Origin of the sequence: Arcicella rosea (assembly GCF_014204325.1) — a bacterium.
GTDB lineage: Bacteria > Bacteroidota > Bacteroidia > Cytophagales > Spirosomataceae > Arcicella > Arcicella rosea_A.
Window position 1 is genome coordinate 25,996 of the sequence record NZ_JACHKT010000015.1, and the last position, 22,586, is coordinate 48,581.

At 33.3% G+C, this 22,586-nt stretch carries 21 protein-coding genes; 11 read left to right on the forward strand and 10 right to left on the reverse strand.

The window, feature by feature from the left end; genetic code table 11:
- Positions 1 to 15 precede the first annotated feature (15 nt).
- The 8 genes from HNP25_RS11235 to HNP25_RS11270 all read left to right on the forward strand — a co-directional run bounded on the left by HNP25_RS11235 (position 16) and on the right by HNP25_RS11270 (position 8,911).
- Positions 16 to 681 (forward strand): CBS domain-containing protein, encoded by a 666-nt coding sequence (locus HNP25_RS11235; RefSeq protein WP_184134196.1) that lies wholly within the window; start codon positions 16 to 18, stop codon positions 679 to 681.
- Positions 682 to 924: 243 nt separating this feature from the next.
- Positions 925 to 1,815, forward strand: a complete 891-nt coding sequence (locus HNP25_RS11240; RefSeq protein WP_184134198.1) for an NAD kinase — start codon at positions 925 to 927, stop codon at positions 1,813 to 1,815.
- Positions 1,816 to 1,985: 170 nt separating this feature from the next.
- A complete protein-coding gene (locus HNP25_RS11245; protein WP_184134199.1) occupies positions 1,986 to 3,029 on the forward strand; it encodes a DUF6089 family protein in 1,044 nt (347 codons plus the stop codon).
- Between the two features lie 62 nt (positions 3,030 to 3,091).
- Entirely contained in the window at positions 3,092 to 3,760 is a 669-nt protein-coding gene (gene porG / locus HNP25_RS11250; protein WP_184134201.1) for a type IX secretion system protein PorG, read from the forward strand.
- A gap of 308 nt (positions 3,761 to 4,068) precedes the next feature.
- Entirely contained in the window at positions 4,069 to 4,845 is a 777-nt protein-coding gene (locus HNP25_RS11255; RefSeq protein ID WP_310587166.1) for an isoprenyl transferase, read from the forward strand.
- 46 nt (positions 4,846 to 4,891) lie between these two features.
- Positions 4,892 to 7,507, forward strand: a complete 2,616-nt coding sequence (bamA, locus tag HNP25_RS11260; protein ID WP_184134339.1) for an outer membrane protein assembly factor BamA — start codon at positions 4,892 to 4,894, stop codon at positions 7,505 to 7,507.
- A gap of 142 nt (positions 7,508 to 7,649) precedes the next feature.
- Positions 7,650 to 8,291 (forward strand): OmpH/Skp family outer membrane protein, encoded by a 642-nt coding sequence (locus HNP25_RS11265; protein ID WP_184134204.1) that lies wholly within the window; start codon positions 7,650 to 7,652, stop codon positions 8,289 to 8,291.
- 26 nt (positions 8,292 to 8,317) lie between these two features.
- A complete protein-coding gene (locus HNP25_RS11270) occupies positions 8,318 to 8,911 on the forward strand; it encodes an OmpH/Skp family outer membrane protein (protein ID WP_184134206.1) in 594 nt (197 codons plus the stop codon).
- 76 nt (positions 8,912 to 8,987) lie between these two features.
- Here the strand turns inward: HNP25_RS11270 and HNP25_RS11275 are convergent, their stop codons facing one another.
- The 4 genes from HNP25_RS11275 to HNP25_RS11290 all read right to left on the reverse strand — a co-directional run bounded on the left by HNP25_RS11275 (position 8,988) and on the right by HNP25_RS11290 (position 14,936).
- A complete protein-coding gene (locus HNP25_RS11275) occupies positions 8,988 to 9,953 on the reverse strand; it encodes an AAA family ATPase (RefSeq protein ID WP_184134207.1) in 966 nt (321 codons plus the stop codon).
- A gap of 163 nt (positions 9,954 to 10,116) precedes the next feature.
- Entirely contained in the window at positions 10,117 to 11,466 is a 1,350-nt protein-coding gene (locus HNP25_RS11280; RefSeq protein WP_184134209.1) for a peptidylprolyl isomerase, read from the reverse strand.
- A 219-nt stretch (positions 11,467 to 11,685) separates the two neighbouring features.
- Positions 11,686 to 13,950 carry a peptidylprolyl isomerase gene (locus HNP25_RS11285; protein ID WP_184134211.1) on the reverse strand — a complete coding sequence of 755 codons (2,265 nt, stop codon included), beginning with the start codon at positions 13,948 to 13,950 and terminating at the stop codon, positions 11,686 to 11,688.
- A gap of 251 nt (positions 13,951 to 14,201) precedes the next feature.
- On the reverse strand, positions 14,202 to 14,936 hold the full coding sequence (locus HNP25_RS11290) for a hypothetical protein (protein WP_184134212.1): 735 nt from the start codon (positions 14,934 to 14,936) through the stop codon (positions 14,202 to 14,204).
- A gap of 179 nt (positions 14,937 to 15,115) precedes the next feature.
- Between HNP25_RS11290 and HNP25_RS11295 the strand changes: the two genes are divergently transcribed.
- On the forward strand, positions 15,116 to 15,706 hold the full coding sequence (locus HNP25_RS11295) for a DinB family protein (protein ID WP_229202840.1): 591 nt from the start codon (positions 15,116 to 15,118) through the stop codon (positions 15,704 to 15,706).
- A gap of 366 nt (positions 15,707 to 16,072) precedes the next feature.
- Positions 16,073 to 17,365 carry a DUF2851 family protein gene (locus HNP25_RS11300; protein ID WP_184134214.1) on the forward strand — a complete coding sequence of 431 codons (1,293 nt, stop codon included), beginning with the start codon at positions 16,073 to 16,075 and terminating at the stop codon, positions 17,363 to 17,365.
- On the opposite strand, the gene upp is transcribed toward HNP25_RS11300, so the two are convergent.
- The 5 genes from upp to HNP25_RS11325 all read right to left on the reverse strand — a co-directional run bounded on the left by upp (position 17,360) and on the right by HNP25_RS11325 (position 21,259).
- Positions 17,360 to 18,004 carry a uracil phosphoribosyltransferase gene (upp, locus tag HNP25_RS11305; RefSeq protein ID WP_184134216.1) on the reverse strand — a complete coding sequence of 215 codons (645 nt, stop codon included), beginning with the start codon at positions 18,002 to 18,004 and terminating at the stop codon, positions 17,360 to 17,362. The two genes, HNP25_RS11300 and upp, sit on opposite strands and share 6 nt — an antisense overlap.
- 35 nt (positions 18,005 to 18,039) lie before the next feature.
- Positions 18,040 to 18,609, reverse strand: coding sequence for a pentapeptide repeat-containing protein (locus tag HNP25_RS11310; protein ID WP_184134218.1), 570 nt, complete (start codon positions 18,607 to 18,609; stop codon positions 18,040 to 18,042).
- A 21-nt stretch (positions 18,610 to 18,630) separates the two neighbouring features.
- Entirely contained in the window at positions 18,631 to 19,191 is a 561-nt protein-coding gene (locus HNP25_RS11315) for a DUF1003 domain-containing protein (protein ID WP_184134219.1), read from the reverse strand.
- Positions 19,192 to 19,271: 80 nt separating this feature from the next.
- Complete coding sequence (locus HNP25_RS11320; RefSeq protein ID WP_184134222.1) at positions 19,272 to 20,453, reverse strand: class I SAM-dependent methyltransferase; 1,182 nt, start codon at positions 20,451 to 20,453, stop codon at positions 19,272 to 19,274.
- A gap of 236 nt (positions 20,454 to 20,689) precedes the next feature.
- Positions 20,690 to 21,259, reverse strand: coding sequence for a hypothetical protein (locus HNP25_RS11325; protein WP_184134223.1), 570 nt, complete (start codon positions 21,257 to 21,259; stop codon positions 20,690 to 20,692).
- A gap of 111 nt (positions 21,260 to 21,370) precedes the next feature.
- Here HNP25_RS11325 and HNP25_RS11330 point away from each other — a divergent pair, with 111 nt between their 5' ends.
- Entirely contained in the window at positions 21,371 to 22,069 is a 699-nt protein-coding gene (locus HNP25_RS11330) for a fatty acid desaturase (protein ID WP_184134226.1), read from the forward strand.
- 6 nt (positions 22,070 to 22,075) lie between these two features.
- On the opposite strand, the gene HNP25_RS11335 is transcribed toward HNP25_RS11330, so the two are convergent.
- Complete coding sequence (locus tag HNP25_RS11335; protein ID WP_184134227.1) at positions 22,076 to 22,585, reverse strand: hypothetical protein; 510 nt, start codon at positions 22,583 to 22,585, stop codon at positions 22,076 to 22,078.
- Position 22,586: the final 1 nt, after the last annotated feature.

Genomic DNA, 22,586 nt, shown 5'->3' on the forward strand with positions numbered 1-22,586 from the left:
TTTCATCGACACAATATGCACGCTAAAGACTTTATCAATCCAATGTTACCAGTGCTAAAATCTACAGATACGGTAGGTGAGGCGTTAAACTGGATGGAAGAATATAGAATAGGACAATTACCATTGATTCACGAACAAGAATATCAAGGTTTGATAAGTCATGATATTTTACTGGATGCCGATGAAGATTTACCACTTTTGGCATTGCAACCTGAATTTGAAGACGCTTTTGCCAATGTGAATCAACATATTTTTGAGATTCTAAAAATTGTACAGCAACACGACTTACAAGCTGTTGTAGTGCTTGATGAAGAACAAAGTTTTGTAGGTACAATCAGTGTTCAAGAATTATTGAATCAGTTTTCTAAAAACTTAGGCTCGCAAGAAATTGGAGCAGTATTAGAAATTGCAGTCGAAAACAGAAGTTATTCACTTTCAGAAATTAGTCGTTTAATAGAATCTAATAACGTTAAAATTATCAGTTCATATTACACAAGTGGTACTGGATTAGAAGACTCTAAAGATATTTTAACCTTGAAACTAAATCAACAAGATATTTCAAGGGTAATGGCAACACTCGAACGTTTTGAATATGATATTGTTGGTGCTTATAATTTTGAAGAAATTACTTCACCCGATAAAGAACGATACGATATGCTGATGAAATATTTGAATTTGTAAGTTTAGGCTCTTGAGATTTTCTCAAGAGTTTTTTTGTTTTGAAGCGTTTGATAAAAACTTCAAAAAGGAGTAAAAAAGTATCAAAAACACTTATTTGGTTGAAAACTATAAACAAATCTAATATTCAATTCCCAAAAGTTTGGGAATTCACTTTCTTCTTTCTTCTTTTGTTTTCAGATAGAAAATAAAGCAGTTTTTATTCATCAAGTAGAACTTACTTCCAATCAATACAGATCATACAAAATGAAAATAGCCATTAACGGGCGAAATTTTAAGGATGAAATCAAACCTTTTGTTCAACTAATGTTTGATTTTCTGGCTCAAAAAGGAGTCGAAATCCAAATTTCGGAAATCTATCAGCAATTTTTGACTGAGGTTGGAGTAAACCATCATGCAACGCAATTTTATACTTCTCAAGAAAATTTATTTGATGCTAATGTTATTTTGAGTTTAGGTGGTGACGGAACATTACTAGATACAGTCACGCATGTCACTAAGCGAGAAACGCCAATTCTTGGTATAAATACTGGGCGATTAGGCTTTTTAGCGACAGTTTCACCCGATAAGATTAATGAAAGTTTGGAAGAAATTTTTGCTGAACGCTACACCTTAGACCCACGAACTTTAGTAAGTGTAGAAACTCGTCTCAATAATGAACCAATAGATGTTTTTAATGGAATAAATTTCGGATTGAATGAATTAGGCATTATGAAAACCGATACTTCTTCAATGATTATGTTAAAAGCATATTTGAACGGAGAGTTTCTTAATACTTATTGGGCTGATGGTTTGATTATTGCTACTGCAACAGGTTCAACAGGCTATAATCTTAGTGTTGGCGGCCCTTTAGTAATGCCAAGTTCTGATATTTTTGTAATTTCTCCCATGAGTCCGCATAATTTGAATGTTCGTCCTTTAGTAGTTTCTACAGACGTAATTTTAGATTTTGAAGTAGAAAGTAGAAGTAATAGCTGCTTAATTTCTTTGGATGCACGCTCTAAAGTAATTGATAGCAACGTGAAAATCAGGATGAAAAGAGAAGCTTTTAAAGCAAATATTATTAAACTGAGCGATAGTAATTTCTTGAATACATTAAGAAGTAAACTTAATTGGGGATTTGATACAAGGAATTAATAAATCATTTTAATTAAAATTAAGCAAGACGATTCCATCTGAATATATTATTTTCGTTGTAAAATTTAATTGGTGCTCATAACAAACCTACTTGTTTTACGTTAAGAAATTGTTTGTTGTTTTAATTGAAATAGAATAACCACATAGATTCCATCCATTACCAGACAAATATGAAAAAATATTCTTCAATACTTCTGATACTGATAATTTGTGCATTGAATACGCAAAATTCTGTCGCACAATTTAGATTTTCAAATCTTTTCGGAGGCAAAGATAAACCACGCAAAAATAGATTGTTTGAACCAAACTCTACAGTCAGTTTAGGCGTTGGTACTTCAAGCTATTATGGTGATATTTCTCCTTATAATAGATTTTTACAATCTACAGTAAATGGAATGCGTTGGAATGTAAACTTCAATTTTACCCGTCAGTTTTCACCAACCTTTGCACTTCGTTTTGGGCTTACTTATGCTAGGATTTCTGGTGATGATAATTATCTTGAAGGAGTAAAAGGTTATGAAGGCAATTTTGTCAGAAACTTACATTTCAGAAATGATATTAAGGAGCTTTCAATCGTTGGACAATATGATTTAGTACGTACAAGCCGTAGTTATTTGCGTAGAGCTAATATTATTCCTTATATTTTTGGTGGAGTTGCTGTTTTTGCACACGACCCAATGGCTAAACCTGATGCTTCTTTGTATGGGAATGGTTGGGTTCGATTACAACCTTTAAATACAGAAGGTCAAGGTCTTCCGGGTTATGCTAATAATCCTTATTCATTAATTAGCGTTTCTTTTCCACTAGGTTTTGGGGTAAAGTATAAATTGAATAAACATTGGGATTTAGGCATAGAAATGAGCTACCGTTATACTTTGACGGATTATTTGGATGATGTAAGTGGTAATTTTGCGGATCCTGCAAATTTAGCAGCACAAAGTCCACTGGCGGCTTCAATGGGCAATCGTTCGTTAGAAAAAGTTGCTGCTCGTTCTGGAAAAGACCGTACACAAGGAGTAATAAATTATTTAACAGCTAGAGGCTTTTATGACCCAACTGCACCGTACGACCCTTTTACTTTGACTTCTATTCCAGGTTTTTCAGGTAAAGACGATTTACGTGGAAATCCAAGTTATAACGATGCTTACATGTTAACAACCGTAAAGTTGATTTATCATATTCCTAGTAAAATTAAATGTCCAGTTACTCGTTAATCAGTCTGGAATAACATTCATGAACGGTCAGGTGTGTATTTCACCTGACTTTTTTATTAATTATGACATTATCAAAGAAGTTTCTCCTTTTAGTATTTAGCTTGTTTAGTCTAAATACTTTCGCACAAAAAATAGAAATAGGAGGTGGTTTAGGAGTAATGAATTATAAAGGAGATATTTCTCCTGATTTTCACCCAGCTTTCGCACGTTTGGGTGGAAATTTGCTTTTTAGGTATAATCCCAACAAAATAGTTAGTTTCAGGTCAAGCATTGTTTTGGGCTCGATTTACGGAGATGATAGCAAAGTAAATGATTCTTTTAATCAATTAAGAGGGCAGACTTTCAAAACATCTATTAATGAATTAAACCTGATTACCGAATATAATTTTTTCGACTATAAATCCAATCGTTATCATAAAGATTGGAGCCCTTATGTTTTTGGTGGATTAGGTTTGATGAAATTCTCTCCTAGAGATTCACCAGTAACAAATTATAAAACCTTACAAGTAGTGATTCCTTTTGGAATTGGCGTGAAATACAACGTGGCTGGACCTTGGGATATTAACGTCGAATTTGGTGCTAGAAAAACCTTCACAGATTATTTAGATAATTTAGGTGGCGATAACCCAGCTTTACCTAAAAACCAACAAAATGACTACAGTCGTGGTGATATGTATTATTACACATCACTGTCTTTAACCTACAAATTTATCAAAGTATATTGTCCTTAAATAAGAACTTTCATGTTTTGAATCATTAAACGTAATTAATAAAAGCTTAAAAGCTTTCTATTATTTTATGTTCAATGCTGTTTTACGTACTTTAAATGTCATACTTGCTAGTAATAAGGGCTTCCTTGATTTTGAATAGGATAGGGAATTCGTTAAATTTGTCATATTATTCCCAAAAAGTACTCCTAGTTTATTTTTTGACTTATTATCCAAGTTTTAAAAGCTACAAGAGTTACCCATCATACTAGGAATAAAAGGCTTCAAACCTACTTATTGCGTACTTGGAAGCCTATTATTATAAGTTTTATGTGTTAAAAAGTGTTAAATCGGTGAAAGAACAATTAGACCCTAACAATCTACCAAAACATATTGCCGTTATCATGGACGGAAACGGACGTTGGGCAAAACAGCAAGGCTTCGTTGACAGAATTTTCGGACATAGAAATGCTTTAAAAGCAGTAAAGGAAGCCATTGAAGGTAGTGCAGATTTAGGTGTAAAATATTTAACACTTTATGCTTTTTCAACTGAAAACTGGAATCGCCCAAAGGCAGAAGTTGATGCTTTGATGATGCTTTTAATCAGTGCCCTCAAAGATGAACTTGAAGATATGAAGAAAAATAATGTTCGATTAGATACCATCGGTGCAATTGATACATTACCTGAAAGTTCTCAAAGAGTACTTAGAAATGCCATTGAAGAAACGAAAGATAATACAGGTATTACTGTTATTTTAGCTTTGAGTTACAGCGGGAAATGGGACATCGTTAAAACTGCCAAAAAGTTAGCTGAACAAGTAAAAAATGGAGAATTAGCCATTGAAGATATCGATGAGCAACTTTTCGAGCAATCATTGGATACCAAAGGGATTCCAAATCCTGATTTGATGATTCGTACAGGAGGCGACCACCGTATTAGTAATTTCTTACTTTGGCAATTAGCTTATTCTGAATTGTATATTTTTGAAGAATTGTTCTGGCCAGACTTCAGACGTGAACACCTTTTTGAGGCAATCCTTGATTACCAAGATCGTGAACGTAGATTTGGGAAAACCTCAGAGCAAATTAAAAAACCCGTAAATGCTTAAAATACAAATGTTTTCTTTCTCATCTGAAATGAGAACTATTCGCAAAATGAAAAAATATACTTTATTACTTTCATGTTTATTCATTTCTTTTCTATCACAAGCACAATTGCGTGGAGCAATGGGTGCACGTTCGCCAATTGCTGAAAAAGCAATTGAAATGAACTATGCTGAACCAAAAGAATATGAAATTGCTGAAATTACTACTACTGGCTCTAAATTCTACGATGGTAATTCAATGATTTCTCTTTCTGGATTAAGAGTTGGAGATAGAATCAAAGTTCCGGGTGATGCTGCAACTTCAGCCATTAAAAAATTGATGGGACAAGGAATTTTAGAAGAAGTACAAGTAGAGGCTACCAAAATTGAAGGCGATAAAATTTGGTTGAATATCGTTATCAAGGAACGTCCTAGATTGTATAAAATAGAATATACAGGGATTAAAAAAGGAGAGCAAGAAACACTAAGTGATAAAATCAAGACCTACAAAGGGAAAATCGTTACTGAAACGGTAAAGAAAAACGTAGAGTTAGCTATTAGAAAGTTCTATCAAGATAAAGGCTATTTGAACGTAAGTATCAAAATTGCTGAAAAAACCGATTCACTTCGTGGTAATAATGCAACGATGAAAGTTGCCATCAAAAAAGGTGATAAAGTAAAAATTTCTAAAATTGAATTTGTAGGTAGAACAGAGATTAAAGAAAGCGTACTTCGTCGTAAATTAAAAGGAACGAAACAAAAAGCATTTTATAAAATCTTTACGTCTTCAAAATATGTTCCAAAAAAGTTTGAAGAAGATAAATTGAAATTAATAGAATTCTACAATAAAAAAGGATACAGAGATGCTCAGCTTCTTTCAGATTCTGTTTTTAAAGATTCTGACAAAACTGTTAAAATTATTCTAAACTTAGATGAAGGAAAACAGTATCACTATAGAAATGTATATTGGGAAGGAAACTACATTTATCCAGATTCAATCTTAACAGAGTTATTAGGCGTTAAAAAAGGAGATGTTTATAATGTTGAAGATTTAGAAAAACGATTGAACGGTAAGCCTGGAGAAGACGTTAGTTCGGCTTACATGGATAATGGGTATTTATTTTATCAATGTGAACCTGTTGAAACAGCTGTTGCTGGAGATTCAATGGATTTAACGTTCAGAATTACAGAAGGTAAACAAGCGACGATTAATAAAGTAATTGTAAACGGTAACACTAAAACTTCTGATCACGTAGTAATGCGTGAGATTAGAACTTTACCGGGACAAAAATTTAGTAAATCAGCAATCATTCGTACTGTTCGTGAATTATCAACGATTGGTTATTTTAACCCAGAAAAAATTACGCCAAACCCAATTCCAAAAGCAGACGGTACTGTTGATATTGAATACAATGTAGAAGAAAAACCTTCTGACCAAATTGAGCTTTCAGGTGGTTGGGGTGGTTACATCGGTTTCGTAGGAACTTTAGGGGTAACTTTTAATAACTTTTCTGCAAGAAATATTGGCAATTTAAGTGCTTGGAAACCATTGCCTTCAGGAGATGGTCAAAAACTATCAGTTCGTTTTCAAGCGAATGGTACTTCTTTCCAAAATTACTCTTTATCATTTACTGAACCTTGGTTAGGTGGTAAAAAGCCAAACTCATTCTCTATATCATTGAGTAGAAGTATTTCGTATCCATACAAAATTCAACAGTATAATCAGTTAAGTGGTTATAATAATGGTTATGGAAGTAGTTTATATGGTAATGGTTTCGGTTTGGGTGGTTTCGGTTATACAGGAGGTTTAAATACTTCAACATCTGATAGTGCTACAGCTGCTCAAAATGATGCTCACTTTAACAGTACAACTTTAGCTTTTAGTTTAGGAAAGCGTTTGAAAGTACCTGATGATTATTTCTCATTAAGTAATTCATTATCATTACAATTAATTGACGTTAAGAATTTGCCTTATTATGGTTATCCAGAAGGAAATTCAGTAGCGGTTTCGTTTGTGACGAACTTTTCAAGAAACAGTATTGATAACCCAACATTCCCACGTTCAGGTTCTAGTTTCTCATTGACTGCTTCTTTAACTCCTCCTTACTCTTTATTTGGAGGTGATAATAAAAACTTAATTGAGTATCATAAATGGATGTTTGATGCCTCATGGTTTACGCCAATTACAAGTAAATTGGTATTCCACATGAGAACACACATGGGCTTCCTTGGTTCTTATAATTCAAATAAAGACATTACTCGTTTTGAACGTTTTGACCTTGGTGGTTCGGGTATGCAAACTGGCTTTAATGTTATCAGCCGTGACATCATCGCACTTCGTGGTTATAAAGACAGAGTATTTGGTTCACAAGGTAGTTTGCCAAGTGGTGGGGTTGCCTACAATAAATTCGTAATGGAAGTTCGTTATCCAGTTTCTCTGAACCCATCGGCAACGATTTTCCTATTAGGTTTTGCAGAAGGCGGAAACAACTTTGCTAATTATTCAGAATACAATCCATTCAAATTATATAAGTCGGCAGGCTTTGGTGCTAGAATTTTTATGCCAGCTTTCGGTATGATTGGTATTGATTACGGTTTTGCTTTTGATAAAGTGCCTGGGCAAACATCAAGTAATGGTTTTGGTCAGCAAGCCTTTACTTTCTCGATTGGTCAGCAAATACGTTAATAAAGAATTGAAAAACCAAGCCGATTTGATAATTGGCTTGGTTTTTCAGTATTGTTAATCTTTTGTTAATCAATTTAGAATAGCAATAAGATATTGTTCAAGGCGTTAATCAAATACATTAACTAAATTAACCACCTTAGCCATGAAAAAGCGGATATTTTTACTAATTTTGCCATTCCTGTGTTTTTGTGTCAGTATAAAGGCACAAAAGTTTGGTTATATAGATACCGAATATGTTACTTCTAAATTGCCTGAATACATAAATGCTCAGGAAGAAATTGAGAAACTAACAAGTAAATGGATAAAAGAAGTAGCTGCTAAAAATGATGAGCTTTCTAAATTAGAAAAAGCTTACAGATTCGAGGAAGTACTTTTAACAGAGGAAATGAAAGTACAGCGATTAAAAGTAATTGCTGAAAAAGAGAAAGAAGCGAAAGAGTTACAAAACAAAATATTTGGTTTTGAAGGTGAGTTGTTTAAGAAAAAACAAGACATTATGAAACCCGTTTTGGACGAAGTAGCAAAAGCGGTAGAAAAAGTAGCTAAACAAAAAAAACTAGACATTCTCTTTGATAAATCTTCTGAAGGTTTAGCCATGTTATATACCAACCCAACTCATGATTATACAGATTACGTAATGGAAGAGCTTGGAATTTCGCCTGAACAAATTAAGGAAAAACAAGAAGAAGAAGCGAAACAAACAGAAGAAAATAAAGAAAACAGTAACGCAACAAAAAGTAAAACGAATAGAAAAGGGGCAGTAAGCAACTTTAAAAAAGAGTAATTAACCAAATCAGAATAACAAACAAAATGAAGAACAAATTTTTAATTGCTTTATTTGCAATTCTTGCTTTAGCAACAGCTAATGTAAATGCACAACAAAAAATCGGTTACATCAGCTTAGATTACATTTTAGCTCAAATGCCAGAAGCAAAACAAGTAGAAACTGAATTGACGACTACTAAAACGCAATATGACAACATGTATCAGCAAAAAGTAAAAGATTTCCAAACTAAATTAGCTGATTATGAGAAAAATGCGGCTACAATGGCTGATGTTATCAAAGCGGATAGAGAGAAAGAATTACAAGGAATGCAGTCTAGTATCGAAGAGTTCCGTCAGAATTCATCTACTTCTTTACAAAAGAAGCAAGCTCAATTGTTACAACCATTGTTGAAGAAAATTGAAGACAACATGCACGGCGTAGCAAAAGAAAATGGTTTTGCTTTCGTATTTAACTACGATGCAGGACAAGGAACTACTCCAATCGTTTTACATGCTCCAGATGATGCAAACATCTCTGATTTAGTGTTAAAAAGAATGGGTGTTACTCCAAAACCATTTACTCCAGCACCAGCAACACCAGCGGCTACAACTCCAGCAGGAGCAGCTCCCAAAAAATAATTGAAATAATTTCAATTCATCAAAAAAGCCTCAGGATTTTAAATCTTGAGGCTTTTTTGATGAAGTATTTTTCGTGTTATAAAAGCTTGCTAATAATATTCTCTACAGATATTCCTTCTGCTTCTGCCTTAAAGTTTCTAACAATTCTATGGCGAAGTACAGCCATTGCTACAGCCTTCACATCTTCAATGTCTGGAGAATACTTTCCATTCAGCAAAGCATTACATTTTGCCGCCAAAATCAAGTTTTGAGAGGCTCTTGGACCAGCTCCCCATTCTAAATACTTATTTGAAATAGCATCTGCTAATTCAGTATTTGGTCTTGTTTTATGAACAAGCGTTACGGCATATTCTACTACATTATCAGCAATAGGGACTCTTCTTACCAATTGTTGATAGGCTAATATTTCTTCACCTGAAACTTGTTGAGAAACCTTATATTTCTTGTCTGAGGTCGTATTTTTAACAATGTCTAATTCCGCTTGATAAGATGGATAATCAAGCGTTACCATAAACATAAAACGGTCTAGTTGGGCTTCTGGTAATGGATATGTACCTTCTTGTTCAATTGGGTTTTGAGTTGCCAAAACAAAGAAAGGTTTATCTAAAGCATATTTTTTACCTGCAACTGTTACAGAGTACTCTTGCATTGCCTCTAAAAGTGCAGATTGTGTTTTTGGAGGCGTTCTGTTTACTTCATCTGCCAAAACGATATTTGCAAATATTGGGCCTTTTACAAATCTGAAATTTCTTTCATTGTCTAGCGTTTCTGAGCCGATGATATCAGAGGGCATCAAATCTGGAGTGAATTGAATCCTGTTGAAATCTAAATCTAATGCACCAGCAATGGTTTGAATGAGAAGTGTTTTCGCCAAACCTGGCACACCAACTAATAAACAATGTCCTTGACAAAAGATAGCGGTGAGAAGCATTTTAACCGTTTCGTCTTGACCGATAACAACCTTTCCAATTTCTGAAGTAAGTTTCTGATAGGATTCTTTTAAAGCATCAACTGCTTCAACATCTGACTTAAATTGAACCATATTTTCTATTTTGTTTGTCGATTTTGTGTCTTTTTACACACAAAATTTTGCTTACTATTTTATGAGATGTACTTATAACGAAAAATGTCAGGCTAATCGTAGTTTAACCTGACACAATTTAATTTAAAACAAGATTTTTACCAAAGAATAATGAATCTTAAAATCACTGATCATTCGTTTTCATGATATTACATTCTTTGTATTCATCAACAATGTAAATAAATACATCGTTTTTGGCTGTTGCAAACCATTTTTCAATGGCTGTATTTCGTTTTCTGTTCAATGCGTAATTTGACATTCTTTGGAAATCGTCTTCTAAATTTGCATAGTGAGGAGCATGTTTTGCTTTGTAATATAAAATTCTTACTGCCGAACGTCCATCTTCAGTTCTGTATGGCATTGGAGGAGTAATTGTTCCTACCGTCATTGAGTCAATAGTAAAATATAAACCAGATTCCATCGTACCATCTAAAGCCATTTTTATTGAACGAGTTTGTGGGTCAGTAATCATTCCACCAGCATCTTGTGTTGCTTTATCTTCTGAGAATTCTTTCGCTGCACGTTCAAATTTGATACTATCTCTTTGAATTAATACTCGGATACTATCTAAGTATTTTGTTGGTTCTACAACGTCTAATCTTTGATAGTCTGGTCTTAATAAAATGTGTAAAGCGTGATATTCTTGTCCACGTACTTCTAGTAATTTAATTAAGTGGAAACCAAATTCAGATTCAACTACATCCGACAGTTGATTTGGTTTTAATTTCAAAGCTGCTGCTTCAAATGGAGCAACCATTTGTCCACGTTTAGCAAAACCTAAATCGCCACCTCTTTTTCCAGAACCTAAATCTTCTGAATATAATTTAGCCATTTCTTCAAATGACTCTCCATTTTCAGCTCTTTTTTTGTAATCGTACAGCCTTTTGTATAATTCTTCTTTTTGTGCCTTGGTTGTTTTAGCAAGTCTTACAATATGCCCAATTTCTACCTCTGAAGGCATGTAAGGAATAGAATCTTTAGGAATTGCTTCAAAAAAACGTCTTACTTCTTTAGGCGTAATTTTAACATCACTCGTAATTTTTTCTTGCATTTTACGAGTTGTCAATTGTTCTTTAATGGCAGAACGGAGCTCATCTTTCAAAGAAGAAATACTTTTGCCATAAGCTTCAATAATATTTTTCTGAGAGCCAAACTGCTGTTCCATTTGCTCCATTCTTGAAGTAAGTTCAGATTCTACTCTTTTGTCTTCAACAGTGATGGAGTCAATTTCAGATTTTGCCAACATCATTTTGCCAACAACTAAACTTTCAAAAATCTGACAAGTAGATGGAGCACCAGCCTGACCACTTTGTTTGTATTGTTGTACTTGAGATTCTAACTCTGATTTTAAAATAAAATGGTTATCAACTTTTGCAATGATTTTATCAATTACAACTGGCGTTTGTGCCTGTAATGCTTGACAAAAAAGCAGACAGATGGTAAAAAGGGAAATGAAGAATTTCGAAAATTTCATCTAAAAAATGAATTAATATGAAACGTACAGGAATTTATCGTTTTTAAAAATGTACGTAGATTGACAAAGATAACGTTTTTTAATCGCTTATTTGATATGCTTGCACCGTTAAAAAGTGTTAAGAACATCGTCTAAATCATAAAGAAAGAAGAAACAGGCTATTGAATATGAAAAAAGTCAAAAGAGAAATGTATTTACTTCTTCTTTTGACTTTCTTGTTTAATCTAATACTCTTTGAATTTCACTTTCATTAATCGTTAATGGATACTTGGCTTTTAATTGATTAAGCCATTCATCAGATAGTTGTTTTTGATAGTCTCGGGTTACTTGTCCACGAGCTTCTTTAAAAGTTTTTGTTCTTGGTTCTTCAACTTTCTGAATATTGATTGAAACAAATCTACCTTTTACGCTAATGTTTTTCTCTCCTAAAGTCCATTCAACGGCACCTAAATACTCGTTTTCATCTTTTTTGAAATAACCTTCTTCGGCACTTAGACTATTTGGTTTTAGAGCATTGAAGCGTTTTACAACATCTTCCATCGAATCAGATAAGAATCTAATACCAACTCTACTATTTTTACTTCTATCAGTTTTTGAGACTGGCTTATATTTACCATCGTCTTTTTCAATGATTCTCATGGGCGATACACCACTGTTGATTAAGTAGTTCACCGCTTTTTTAGCTCTTTCAGCCGAAATACTTTCTTGCTCTTCTGGGTCAGAATTACCAGTTACTTCAACAATATAGTCTCTGTTTTTTAAGAGAATAATGTTTAAATCGTACAGCATTTTTTGAGCATCGGCAGAGAAAGCTGACTTATCTTTTTCAAAATAAATATCAGGAAATCTACGGTTCATCGGGTAAGGTGCTTTGGCTAACAGCGTTTTGGCTTGTTCCAAAGTCTCTTTACGGTCGCTAGTGATTACTTTCGCTAAAACTCTGTGCGTGTATTGATATTGGTCGATATGCTGATTATAGAACTTTACTTGTGCTAAAGAATCTAGTGATTTTTCAAATACGTTATCGTTCAACATCTGCTTTTGAAGAATCCCTTCTCTATATTCTTGAATATCAGCACGAAATTCTGGGAATTTTACTTCAAGATTAGCTTCTTCAAACCTTAGGTTTTGATTTTCTACAAATTGATCGTACCAATCAAGGGGAGTTTTTTCGTCAAGTGCTTTTAGTTTGGCTAATTGACGCTGATGTTTTGTGACGAAAGTATAAAAATCTTTAACCGTTGAAATCGATTGATTGATTGTGAAAATTGTTTTACTTAGATAATCTTCCGAACCAATTCTGTCTTTGTAGAAATTGTCGATAGCTTCTTGTTTTACCGAAACCGTTTCTTGGAAATTATTATCTTTTTGTAAACGCTTTACTAAATTATTTTTGATGATGACATTGCGTGAAGCATCAGCATTTATTTTTTGGCGAATAAAAGGTGCCATTTCATCATATTTTGGCAAACTTTTCTTTTCAATAAGTCTGAAAATATGCCAACCCAAGGAAGTCTGAATTGGTAAAGTGTAGTCGTTCTTTTCTTTTAATGCAAAAACTGTTTCTACAATTTTCTGGTCAATTAAGGTGCCCGCATCCCAAAATCTATTCATTACTCCTCCATTATCTTTGGTGCGTGGGTCTTCAGAAAATGCTCGGCAAACTCCTTCAAAAGGTTCATTTCTTTTAAGATATTCGTAAGCTTCGTCAATTTTCTTTTTTGCTGCCGAAGCTTCAGCTGAAGAAGCATTAGGAGCAAGGCTAACAAGAATATGAGCCAATTTTACTTTTCCTCTGAAAGAATGTCTATCTAATACTTTTATTAAATGAAAACCTTTATTGGTTCTAAAAGGAATAGACATTTCACCTTTTGGAGTATTGTAGGCGGCAGTTTCAAAAGTATAATTATTTTCTAATACTGACAAAAAGCCTAAATCTCCGCCTTTTACGGCTGAGTAAGTATCTTTAGAATTTGTTTTGGCTAATTGTTCAAATGATTCGCCTTTGGTGATTCTAGCTCTGAGTGTCCTTAGTTCGTTATAAGCAGCCATTGTATCTGCTGGACTAGCATTTTTGGCTAATGGAATAAAAATCTGGGCTACTCTTACTTCCTCACGCATTCTTTCATACGATTCTTGGATGAGCTTTTCTAATACCTGTTTATCAACTAAATATGGATTGGCTAATTCTTTGCGATAAGTATCTATTTCTTCACGAAAAGCACGAGTAGTATCTTTACCCATACGCTCTGCGGCATATACAATTAACTTATAATTGATGTAATTATTGATAAATTCTTTCTGATTGTCTTTTCTGATACTATCACTTTGAAGAAGCTTTTGGTAGGTTTGGGCGAATTCTTTTGAGTTGATAGTCCTATTCCCGATTTTAAGTACATAATTTTCATTTTGAGCTTCGGCACTGACTACCGTTATCAATAATAATGCAATTATTCTGTATATTCTGGTTAGTGATTTATTCATTATTTTTCAATCTTAATTGTTTGAAGCAATTATTTTCAAACCTTGATACCCTAAAATTTATTCGCTTCAACACACAAAACGTATAAGTACATAGTACCTTATGTAACTATTAAATGCTTATGTTTATTGTAAGTGAATTACAAAAATATAAATAAAAAACCAGCAAAGTATTATGCACATTTTATTAAAAAACGGACATATTAAGATAACTTGGTGTTTATTAGTAGATTACTATTGCTGCAAAAAAAGAATCAACGGATTTTTAATTCATAAGTGAGTTTGTATCGGAAAGTGTTTTTGAGATGTTCTCCCTCAAAGATTAAATTAACAGGATAGCTTTTTTGAGTATTTGAGAGAGAATCTAATTTTAATTCAAAAGTACTTTGTCCAAGTAAATCGTCTTGATCGAAGCGTTCGGCAACTTTCAATCCTAAACCAGCAGCTTGCAAACTGGCAAAAACAATTGCCAAAGGAGTTTCGTATTCTGCAATGTTGATGATAGTTGCGGGGATTTTTGCTAAACCACCTAATTCATTGATTTTCTTGATGGTACTCATTGCTTTTTCATAATTATCAATTTCCATCAAAATCACAGATGACAATAATTTACCTTTTTCAGGAATAACAATTTCTAGTTTCTTGAACTGGTCAGCTTTAATAATTTGTCCTTTTTTTACGCTTTCTACTCCCCATGAATTATTAACTACTTTCAAAATTTTCTTGTTCTCATCAACCACTGTTAATGCGTAAGTCAATGAAACTTCATCTGCAAAACTTAAATCTTCCTCCAAATCAATGGCTTCAATTGATTTAATAGAGATTTCTACAATTTTATCTTTTTTTACCACAGGTGTTGTAACTGTACTGGTTGTACTGGCTACTTTAGCACTTTTACAAGCAGAAAAACAAAGGCTGATAGCAAAGAAGAAAACGATTTTTTTGAAAGTAAAACGCTTTCCGATATGTTGAAGATGAATAGAAAACATCGTGATAGTGTTAGTGATTTTGTTTAATACTCAAAATAGGGCATTTCTGTGCTTCTTTGCAAATTTTCTTTTAAGTGATTAAGGAAGTCAATCGTATTCATTAAATCTTGGTATTTACCAACTTTTATAAAATATCAGTTAATCAACTTTGTAACATCAAATTAAAATCTCATCAAATAATGACAATTATTATGAAATGTATTGAAAATAAAGTTTTAATCAGCCATTTAGAAGATAGACTTGAACTACATTTGAAAGAGAGTATCAGTCTTTTTCAAAATCTTCATGAAAGTGTTTTATTAAAACCTGCCAGTAATGGAGGCTGGAGTATCGCCCAATGTTTGGAACATCTAAATACTTACGGAAGATATTACTTGCCTGTCATTAAAAAAGCGCTGGAAAATCAACCTCAGCAGGAGGGAAGCTTATTATTCAAAAGTTCGTATTTAGGGGCATATTTTACGCAATTGATAGAGCCAAGAGAAAAAATGAGAAAATTGAAAGCGGCTAAAAAACATACTCCTCCTATAAATTTGAATCCTTATTTGGTAGTTGCCGAGTTTATAGAACAACAAGAAGAATTATTGAAATTACTTAAACAGAGTGTAAGGGTTGATATGAACACCATTCGTATTCCGATTTCAATTACCAAGTGGATAAAATTAAAATTGGGCGATATATTCCAGTTTTTGATTGCTCATAATCAACGCCATATCATGCAAGCAAAACGTAATTTATATATCAGTTATAACGTACCTGTAGAAGATTAAACTTCTTTTCTGTTTATTTAATATCAAGCGTAGGTTATCGCTATGTTTATCAAGAAAACATGAGTCATCCCGAATTTTCTCTTGAAAAAGTGAATTTTAAAAGATTTCAATGTTTTTTGGATTGGTTCTCGTCCTTACTTTTTGCCTTGATGCAAAAAGTAACAAAAAAATCAAGAATTCCTAAACTCGCTTCGCTCAAACAGTAGGAATTCGTTGTTCATCAATCACAAAAAAGCGGTCGAAATTAGTTTTTCGACCGCTTTTTTGTGATTTTAAAATTCGGGATGACTCATGTTTCTTTTTTATTTTTTGATAAAAATCCCTCAAACTCATTATTTTTGTTTAAACAATTATTTTGAAACACTTATGAACGAGGCTTTTCTACACTTTCTCTGGCAATTTCAATATTTTGATAAATCTTGCCTGCAAACTACTGATAATGAATCGCTACAAGTTATCAAAATTGGTAACTACAATACCAATGCTGGTGCTGATTTTCAGGATGCTCGTGTTCTGATTGGTGAAGTAGAATGGGCTGGTGCTGTAGAAATTCATCTAAAGTCTTCAGACTGGAATCTTCATGAACATCAAACAGATACTGCTTACCAAAATGTAATTCTTCACGTAGTTTGGGAAGACGACAAACCGATTCTTCGAAGTGATAATACTAAAATTCCAACGTTGATACTTTCAGATAAAACGGACAATACTTTAACCCAAAAGTACTTTAATTTGATAGAAAGTAAAGCGTTGATTCCTTGTCAATCTCAGTTCGGTCAAGTGAGTGAACTCAAAAAAATGGCGATGTTGGATAAAGTATTAATGCAGAGACTTGCTACGAAGTCATCCACTATTCATGAATTGCTTACCCAAAACAAACAAGATTGGGAAGAAACAGCTTACCAAGTATTGGCAAAAAACTTCGGATTTAAACTTAATGCCGAGCCTTTTATCAGACTAGCACAAAATTTACCGCTGAAAGTTTTAAGTAAACATCGGGATAATCTTTTTCAAATAGAAGCTTTACTTTTTGGCGTAGCGGGTTTTCTTACTGTCAATAATGTTGAAGTTGAAGATGAGTATCAAAGTAAATTAGCCAAAGAGTTTCAATTCCTAGCTGCAAAATATCAATTGCAAGAAAAAGTACTTGGTTTGCACGAATGGAAGTTTTTACGGCTCAGACCTGCTAATTTTCCAACGGTTCGTTTGGCACAGTTTGCCAAAATTATTCAAGAAAATATCAATCTATTTTCTGTGATGTTATACCTTGAAAATGTAGCAAACGTTACTAAAATTATGCGAGTGAAACAATCTGCTTATTGGCAAGAGCATTATTTGTTTGGCAAAAAGGCAAATGGGAAAGTAGCAATTATTGGGGAAAGCTCTATCGAAAATATCATCATCAATACCATCATTCCTTTACTTGTTACTTATAGTCAGCAGAAAGATGATGCTCGTTATATCGAAAAAGCAATCCGCTTTTTGGAGGAATTACCTGCCGAAGAAAATAAGATTACAAAACATTGGCAAAGTTTAGCTTTACCAATGAAGTCAGCTTTTGATTCTCAAGCAGGTATTGAATGGTTCAATGTATTTTGTCAGTATAAAAAATGTCTTTCTTGCGAAGTTGGTATCAGTTTGTTGCGAGAAAAGCTATAATTTTAATCCAAATGCTAAATCACCAGCATCGCCCAAACCTGGCACGATGTAATATTTCTCATTCAAATATTCATCAAGTGTTCCTACAAAAAGTGTGGCTTCGGGTAAGTGTTCTTTCAAGAAAGTAACACCTTCAGGAGCAGCAATGGCAGCAGAAATAATTACTTTAGCTGGCTTGCCATACTTCAATAAAGCTTGATAAGATTTCAACAAAGATTTTCCAGTAGCCAACATGGGATCGATTAAAATAATGGTTTTATCCGTTAAATCTGGACTTGCCAAATAATCCATTTCTACTTCAAAGCTCTCATCGGCAAGGTGTTTTCCTCTGTAAGCACCTATAAAAGCATTTTCGGCTTTATCGAAAACATTAATGAAACCCTGATGAAAAGGTAAACTTGCCCGAAGAATGGTTACCAACACAGGCTGATTAGCTAATAATTCTGTTTTTGAAATGGCTAAAGGGCTTTGCACTTCGGCACTTTGGTAGGAAAGTGTTTGTGAAATTTCATAAGCTAATACTTCTCCTAATCGCTCCAAATTTTTCCGAAATCTCATCGAATCTTGTTGGATTTTTACATCACGAAGTTCAGCGATGAAGTGGTTCGCTATCGAGTTCTTTGAAGTTAAGATAAACATAGTTTTCGTTTAGAATAAAGTTTCAAGGCTATTTTTTACTCAATCACAATATCATATTGATACAGTAAGCCTCTTATGCCATCGTAAGAAAATTTCGCTTTTTTGATGTTATTTTTTTCTGGATTGATGGCGTAATGTTCGGCTGTTCTAAAATCTGTTTGAGTTAGATTGGTTTGTTCAAAAACAGTATTTAATAAATCACAATGATTAAAAGTTGCTCCCGTTAAATCTGCTTCACTAAAATTTGCTTCTTGAATCTGACAATGTTCAAATTTAGTTTTCTTTAATTTGTTCTTGAAAAAGTAAGTATAATTTAACGAACAATTTTTAAAATATACTGAAAATAAGAATTCTTTACTGATACTAAAATCTACACCAATGATTTTACAATCAATGAATTTTACCGTTTTTAAACTTGTATTGTTCAAATTGACGCTACTAAGATTACAACTCTCGAAAGTACAATCAATGAAATCTTTGTTGGATAGATTCGTGTTTGAAAAATCACAGTTTTTGAAAGTGCAACTATCGTACTCTTTTCCTAAAATTACTTGTTTTGAAAAGTCGATTTTTTCAAAAACTTGTTCATAAAATTCTTCGTTCATTCTTGTATATTTTATCGAAAACTAAAGCTTTTTATTATCCATCTTATCAAGTTTCTTCTTGATTTCTTCAAGCAACGCAAATTGTTTTGCCTGAGATTCAAACAACGTTTTGATTTGTTCTTCCAATAATAAATCCATCTTCTGTTGTAAACTTCTGATTTGCATTTCTGCTTTCAAATTAATCAAATAGTCATTTTCGCTTCTCATTCTATCTTTTTCTTCCTGACGATTCTGGCTCATCATGATGATTGGTGCTTGCAAAGCGGCAATACATGAAAGTATCAAATTCATCAAGATAAAAGGGTAGGGGTCAAATCGATATTGAACAATCATGACGGTATTGAAAATAATCCAAAGTGTGAGGATTACCCCAAACATGATGATAAATTTCCAACTTCCACCAAACTGAGCGACTTTGTCTGATATAGCTTGCCCTTTTGTGATGGTTTCGATAGGTGGATTGAGAAGATTCTGGACAATCAAGCGTTCAGATTTTATCGTTTCTTCAACGATTTCGTGAAGCTTTTTCAAATGCAGATTTTCATCAGCTAAAAGTTGCTCAACATTAAAGTCTTTTTTCATGGTAAATTATTGAAATGTGTGTTAAATAATAGACACGAACTGTGGAACGTTTTTTTAGCAATAGATGAAAGAGATTGAAATTACAGCTTAAACAATCTTTCTAAATGATGATATTCTATGCCAAAGTACTCTTTTGTAGCTTTTAGTTTTGCTAAAATCTCTTCTCTTTTTGACCCAGCATTCGGACTTTTAATCCCTACTACCAATACATTTTTAGGCGTATGAGCGTCTGAAATAAATTGAAACACTTTAGTTTTATAACCGAAGTATTCCAAAATCATCGCTCTGATACCGTCTGTTACCATTTCTGCTTGTCGCTCTAAAAAGATGCCGTACTTCGTCAAGAAATCTAATTCGTTGGATGCTTTATGTTTTTCAATTTCTCTTCTGATTTGTTTATGACAACAAGGTGCAACCACAATCAAATCGGCATTAGCAGTGATTCCTTTATAAATGGCATCGTCGGTAGCGGTGTCGCAAGCGTGCAAAGCAATTAAAATATTTGTACCTGTACTATCATAATCTTCAATTGTTCCTTCCACGAAATTGAGTGTTGAAAAACCCGTATTTTGAGCAATGTTATTACAAAGTGCCACCATGTCTGGTCGGAATTCAACGCCCGTTACTGCTGCTTCAAGCTTCAATACATTGGTTAAATAATCGTACAATGCAAAAGTTAAATAGCCTTTTCCAGAACCCATGTCAGCTACTTTCAAATGATTTTGTGTAGGAATATCTTTGATTAAAGTACTCAAAATTTCCACATAATGATTTATCTGACGATACTTGTCTTGTGCATTTTTATAAACATTTCCTGCTTCGTCAGTAATCTTTAATTCGTGTAAATAAGGTTTTTCTTGGGGCTTTATCAAGCGATTTTTCGCTTTGTCGTGTTCCAAAGAAATAGCTTTTGGATTACTTGAATCAGTTTTACGAAGAACGGTTTTTTGATTTAATTTTTCAATAATCAAATCAAACTTGTTTGTAAAAAGTGTAGCAATATTAAAACCTTCTTGCAAAGCGTTTTCAACAGCATTGATGCCTTCCGACAGTGAAAAATTCTTTACAATATCACGAGTTTTATAGCGATAAGTAAAGCTAAGTTTTTCATCTTTCTTGATTAAAACTCTTTTGATATAAATATTCTTGAGTTGCTCTTCTGTGCCTTTATAATTGCCCAAAGAGATTTTTACGAAGGAATTATCTTGCAGACTTTCAGAGAAAGCCTTGATAAAAGTCGCTAAGTGTTCTTGTTGATTCATGGTAATGCTAAATATGAGTTATAAATTATGATATGTGTAAAACATTGACTAACAGTACTTTAAGGTACATTGTGGTATTATATTCCAACAAATGGACAATCTTATAAAAGACACAGAAAACCATAGAGAATACAAGAGTTTCACAGAGAAACATTGTAACAAATACTCTGTGCAACTCCATAAAACTCTGTGTATGAAAATTGTCAAGTAATTAGCTTTGCTTGTTTTAACATCAACTACATATCTGACTCAGCGATTTCAAATTTTTTGGGCATTTGTAATTCTTTGGCATAATAAGCCGTAGCGTATTTGTGGAGATATTCTAATAAAGTATTCATATCAGCATGAAAATCAAATTGAATATCTGGGTGCATTTTCACTACTTTTTTCAACAAAAAATCTGTTCTTTTCACTACATAAAGTGCCAAAGTATCTGATTTTGAAGAGTATTTTTCAATCCATTTCAATTGTTTTTCAAAACACTCTTTCAGTAATTTCAAGGTTAATTCTACTTCGCCGTATTTGTCCTTGGTTACTTTTACATGACGAGTAATTTCTGCATTGGTATAACGCATATCCATCATCAAATAGCCCGAAGAGTAATTGGTGGTATCGTATAATTTATCAATCAGTACTTTAATATCATCTCTTCTCGACTCCATCGTTAGGCTTTCTTCTACCAAAGTAAAAGTCAATTGTTGAATCAAAATATCATCTTTGCCGATGAGTCTCAATAATAATTTATCTTTCTCTTTCTGAGGCATCGCCACAATCGCCTGCTGTAATTCTTTTTCTATTTTTGCCATGTTGAATGCAAAACTGGATGCTAATGATTTATCTTATCTTTGTAACAAAGTTAAGGATAAATGAGTTTTTAAAGTATTATTCCTGAATTACTTGTGCCGACACACATTCTTATGAAACATAAAGGTCTCTTTTTTGCCATCAGTATTATTTCACTTTGGGGTATTTCGCTTGCCTACTTGTTGAATTATCCGATAGATTTTTACAATCCTTTGGTGTATGTTTTTATGTTGTTGCAAATGCAACTTTATACGGGCGTTTTTATTACGGCACACGATGCTATTCATGACGTTGTTGCTCCTAATAACAAAAAACTCAACTATGCCATTGGCTTTTTGTGTGCTACGCTTTTTGCTTTTAATAACTATGGAAAATTATCGAAGAAACATCACTTACATCATAAAAACGTAGTGACAGACGAAGACCCTGATTATTATGATGGAAACTTTTTCAGATGGTATTTAAAGTTTGCTTTAGAGTACGTTACCTTCTGGCAGATTTTGTTGATGGCGATTACCTATAATTTATTGAAATTAGTTTTTCCGATGGAAAACCTCATTGTTTTTTGGGAAGTACCAGCGATTTTGAGTACGCTACAACTTTTTTATTTTGGTACTTATCTTCCGCACCGTGGCGAACATGAGGCGAATGATATTTATAAATCTCGAAGTCAGAAACTCAATCATTTTATGGCTTTTATTTCATGTTACTTCTTTGGCTATCATCACGAACATCATGCTTATCCCTACTTGCCTTGGTGGAAATTAGCTGAGGCAAAGGAGAAAGAAGAGTTGAAGGTTTTGAAAAACTGAGGAGGCTTAAAGTCGTTCCAATATCTTTGATGCTCGATTCTTAAATGCTGGAGATTGATATGGTAATTGTTCTTCTAATATAAATTTCAACTCAGTTTTAAGTTCAGGATAATGCTTGCTGAGATTGAACAAAACCGTCATTGAAAATGCTTTGATAGCAACCGCTTCTTCATGGTTACTCAAGTATTGAAAGCAAATGTCAGCTGCTATTCCATGTAATTCTTCTGGGATTTCAACAGTTTGTAGCACTCGTATCGTATTGCGTTTGATGGCATCGTGTAAATTATCTTGCTTGAGATTTAACAACATTTTTTCGATATAAGGTATTATCAAAAAACTCCAGCGGTCAGTACAATGAGACATAATATTGGCTGAATGTTGATTTTTTCTGCTATCACCTTCAATGAAAATAGTCATTAATTCATCAAATCTTGCTGGATTTCCATCAATCCAATCAACAATTACAGCATACTTTTCTTTTGAAAATCGTTCCGGAATGGCTTCTTTGATGTTCATC

Excerpts from the sequence above, each read along its gene's own strand:
- HNP25_RS11235 (WP_184134196.1), top strand. The coding sequence starts at position 16 with ATGCACGCTAAAGACTTTATCAATCCAATGTTACCAGTGCTAAAATCT.
- upp (WP_184134216.1), bottom strand. The coding sequence starts at position 18,004 with ATGTTTATCTTAACTTCAAAGAACTCGATAGCGAACCACTTCATCGCT.
- HNP25_RS11275 (WP_184134207.1), bottom strand. The coding sequence starts at position 9,953 with ATGGTTCAATTTAAGTCAGATGTTGAAGCAGTTGATGCTTTAAAAGAA.
- HNP25_RS11285 (WP_184134211.1), bottom strand. The coding sequence starts at position 13,950 with ATGAATAAATCACTAACCAGAATATACAGAATAATTGCATTATTATTG.
- bamA (WP_184134339.1), top strand. The coding sequence starts at position 4,892 with ATGAAAAAATATACTTTATTACTTTCATGTTTATTCATTTCTTTTCTA.
- HNP25_RS11310 (WP_184134218.1), bottom strand. The coding sequence starts at position 18,609 with ATGAACGAAGAATTTTATGAACAAGTTTTTGAAAAAATCGACTTTTCA.
- HNP25_RS11280 (WP_184134209.1), bottom strand. The coding sequence starts at position 11,466 with ATGAAATTTTCGAAATTCTTCATTTCCCTTTTTACCATCTGTCTGCTT.
- HNP25_RS11315 (WP_184134219.1), bottom strand. The coding sequence starts at position 19,191 with ATGAAAAAAGACTTTAATGTTGAGCAACTTTTAGCTGATGAAAATCTG.
- HNP25_RS11270 (WP_184134206.1), top strand. The coding sequence starts at position 8,318 with ATGAAGAACAAATTTTTAATTGCTTTATTTGCAATTCTTGCTTTAGCA.
- HNP25_RS11320 (WP_184134222.1), bottom strand. The coding sequence starts at position 20,453 with ATGAATCAACAAGAACACTTAGCGACTTTTATCAAGGCTTTCTCTGAA.
- HNP25_RS11240 (WP_184134198.1), top strand. The coding sequence starts at position 925 with ATGAAAATAGCCATTAACGGGCGAAATTTTAAGGATGAAATCAAACCT.
- HNP25_RS11335 (WP_184134227.1), bottom strand. The coding sequence starts at position 22,585 with ATGAACATCAAAGAAGCCATTCCGGAACGATTTTCAAAAGAAAAGTAT.
- HNP25_RS11295 (WP_229202840.1), top strand. The coding sequence starts at position 15,116 with ATGACAATTATTATGAAATGTATTGAAAATAAAGTTTTAATCAGCCAT.
- HNP25_RS11290 (WP_184134212.1), bottom strand. The coding sequence starts at position 14,936 with ATGTTTTCTATTCATCTTCAACATATCGGAAAGCGTTTTACTTTCAAA.
- porG (WP_184134201.1), top strand. The coding sequence starts at position 3,092 with ATGACATTATCAAAGAAGTTTCTCCTTTTAGTATTTAGCTTGTTTAGT.
- HNP25_RS11265 (WP_184134204.1), top strand. The coding sequence starts at position 7,650 with ATGAAAAAGCGGATATTTTTACTAATTTTGCCATTCCTGTGTTTTTGT.
- HNP25_RS11245 (WP_184134199.1), top strand. The coding sequence starts at position 1,986 with ATGAAAAAATATTCTTCAATACTTCTGATACTGATAATTTGTGCATTG.
- HNP25_RS11325 (WP_184134223.1), bottom strand. The coding sequence starts at position 21,259 with ATGGCAAAAATAGAAAAAGAATTACAGCAGGCGATTGTGGCGATGCCT.
- HNP25_RS11300 (WP_184134214.1), top strand. The coding sequence starts at position 16,073 with ATGAACGAGGCTTTTCTACACTTTCTCTGGCAATTTCAATATTTTGAT.
- HNP25_RS11330 (WP_184134226.1), top strand. The coding sequence starts at position 21,371 with ATGAAACATAAAGGTCTCTTTTTTGCCATCAGTATTATTTCACTTTGG.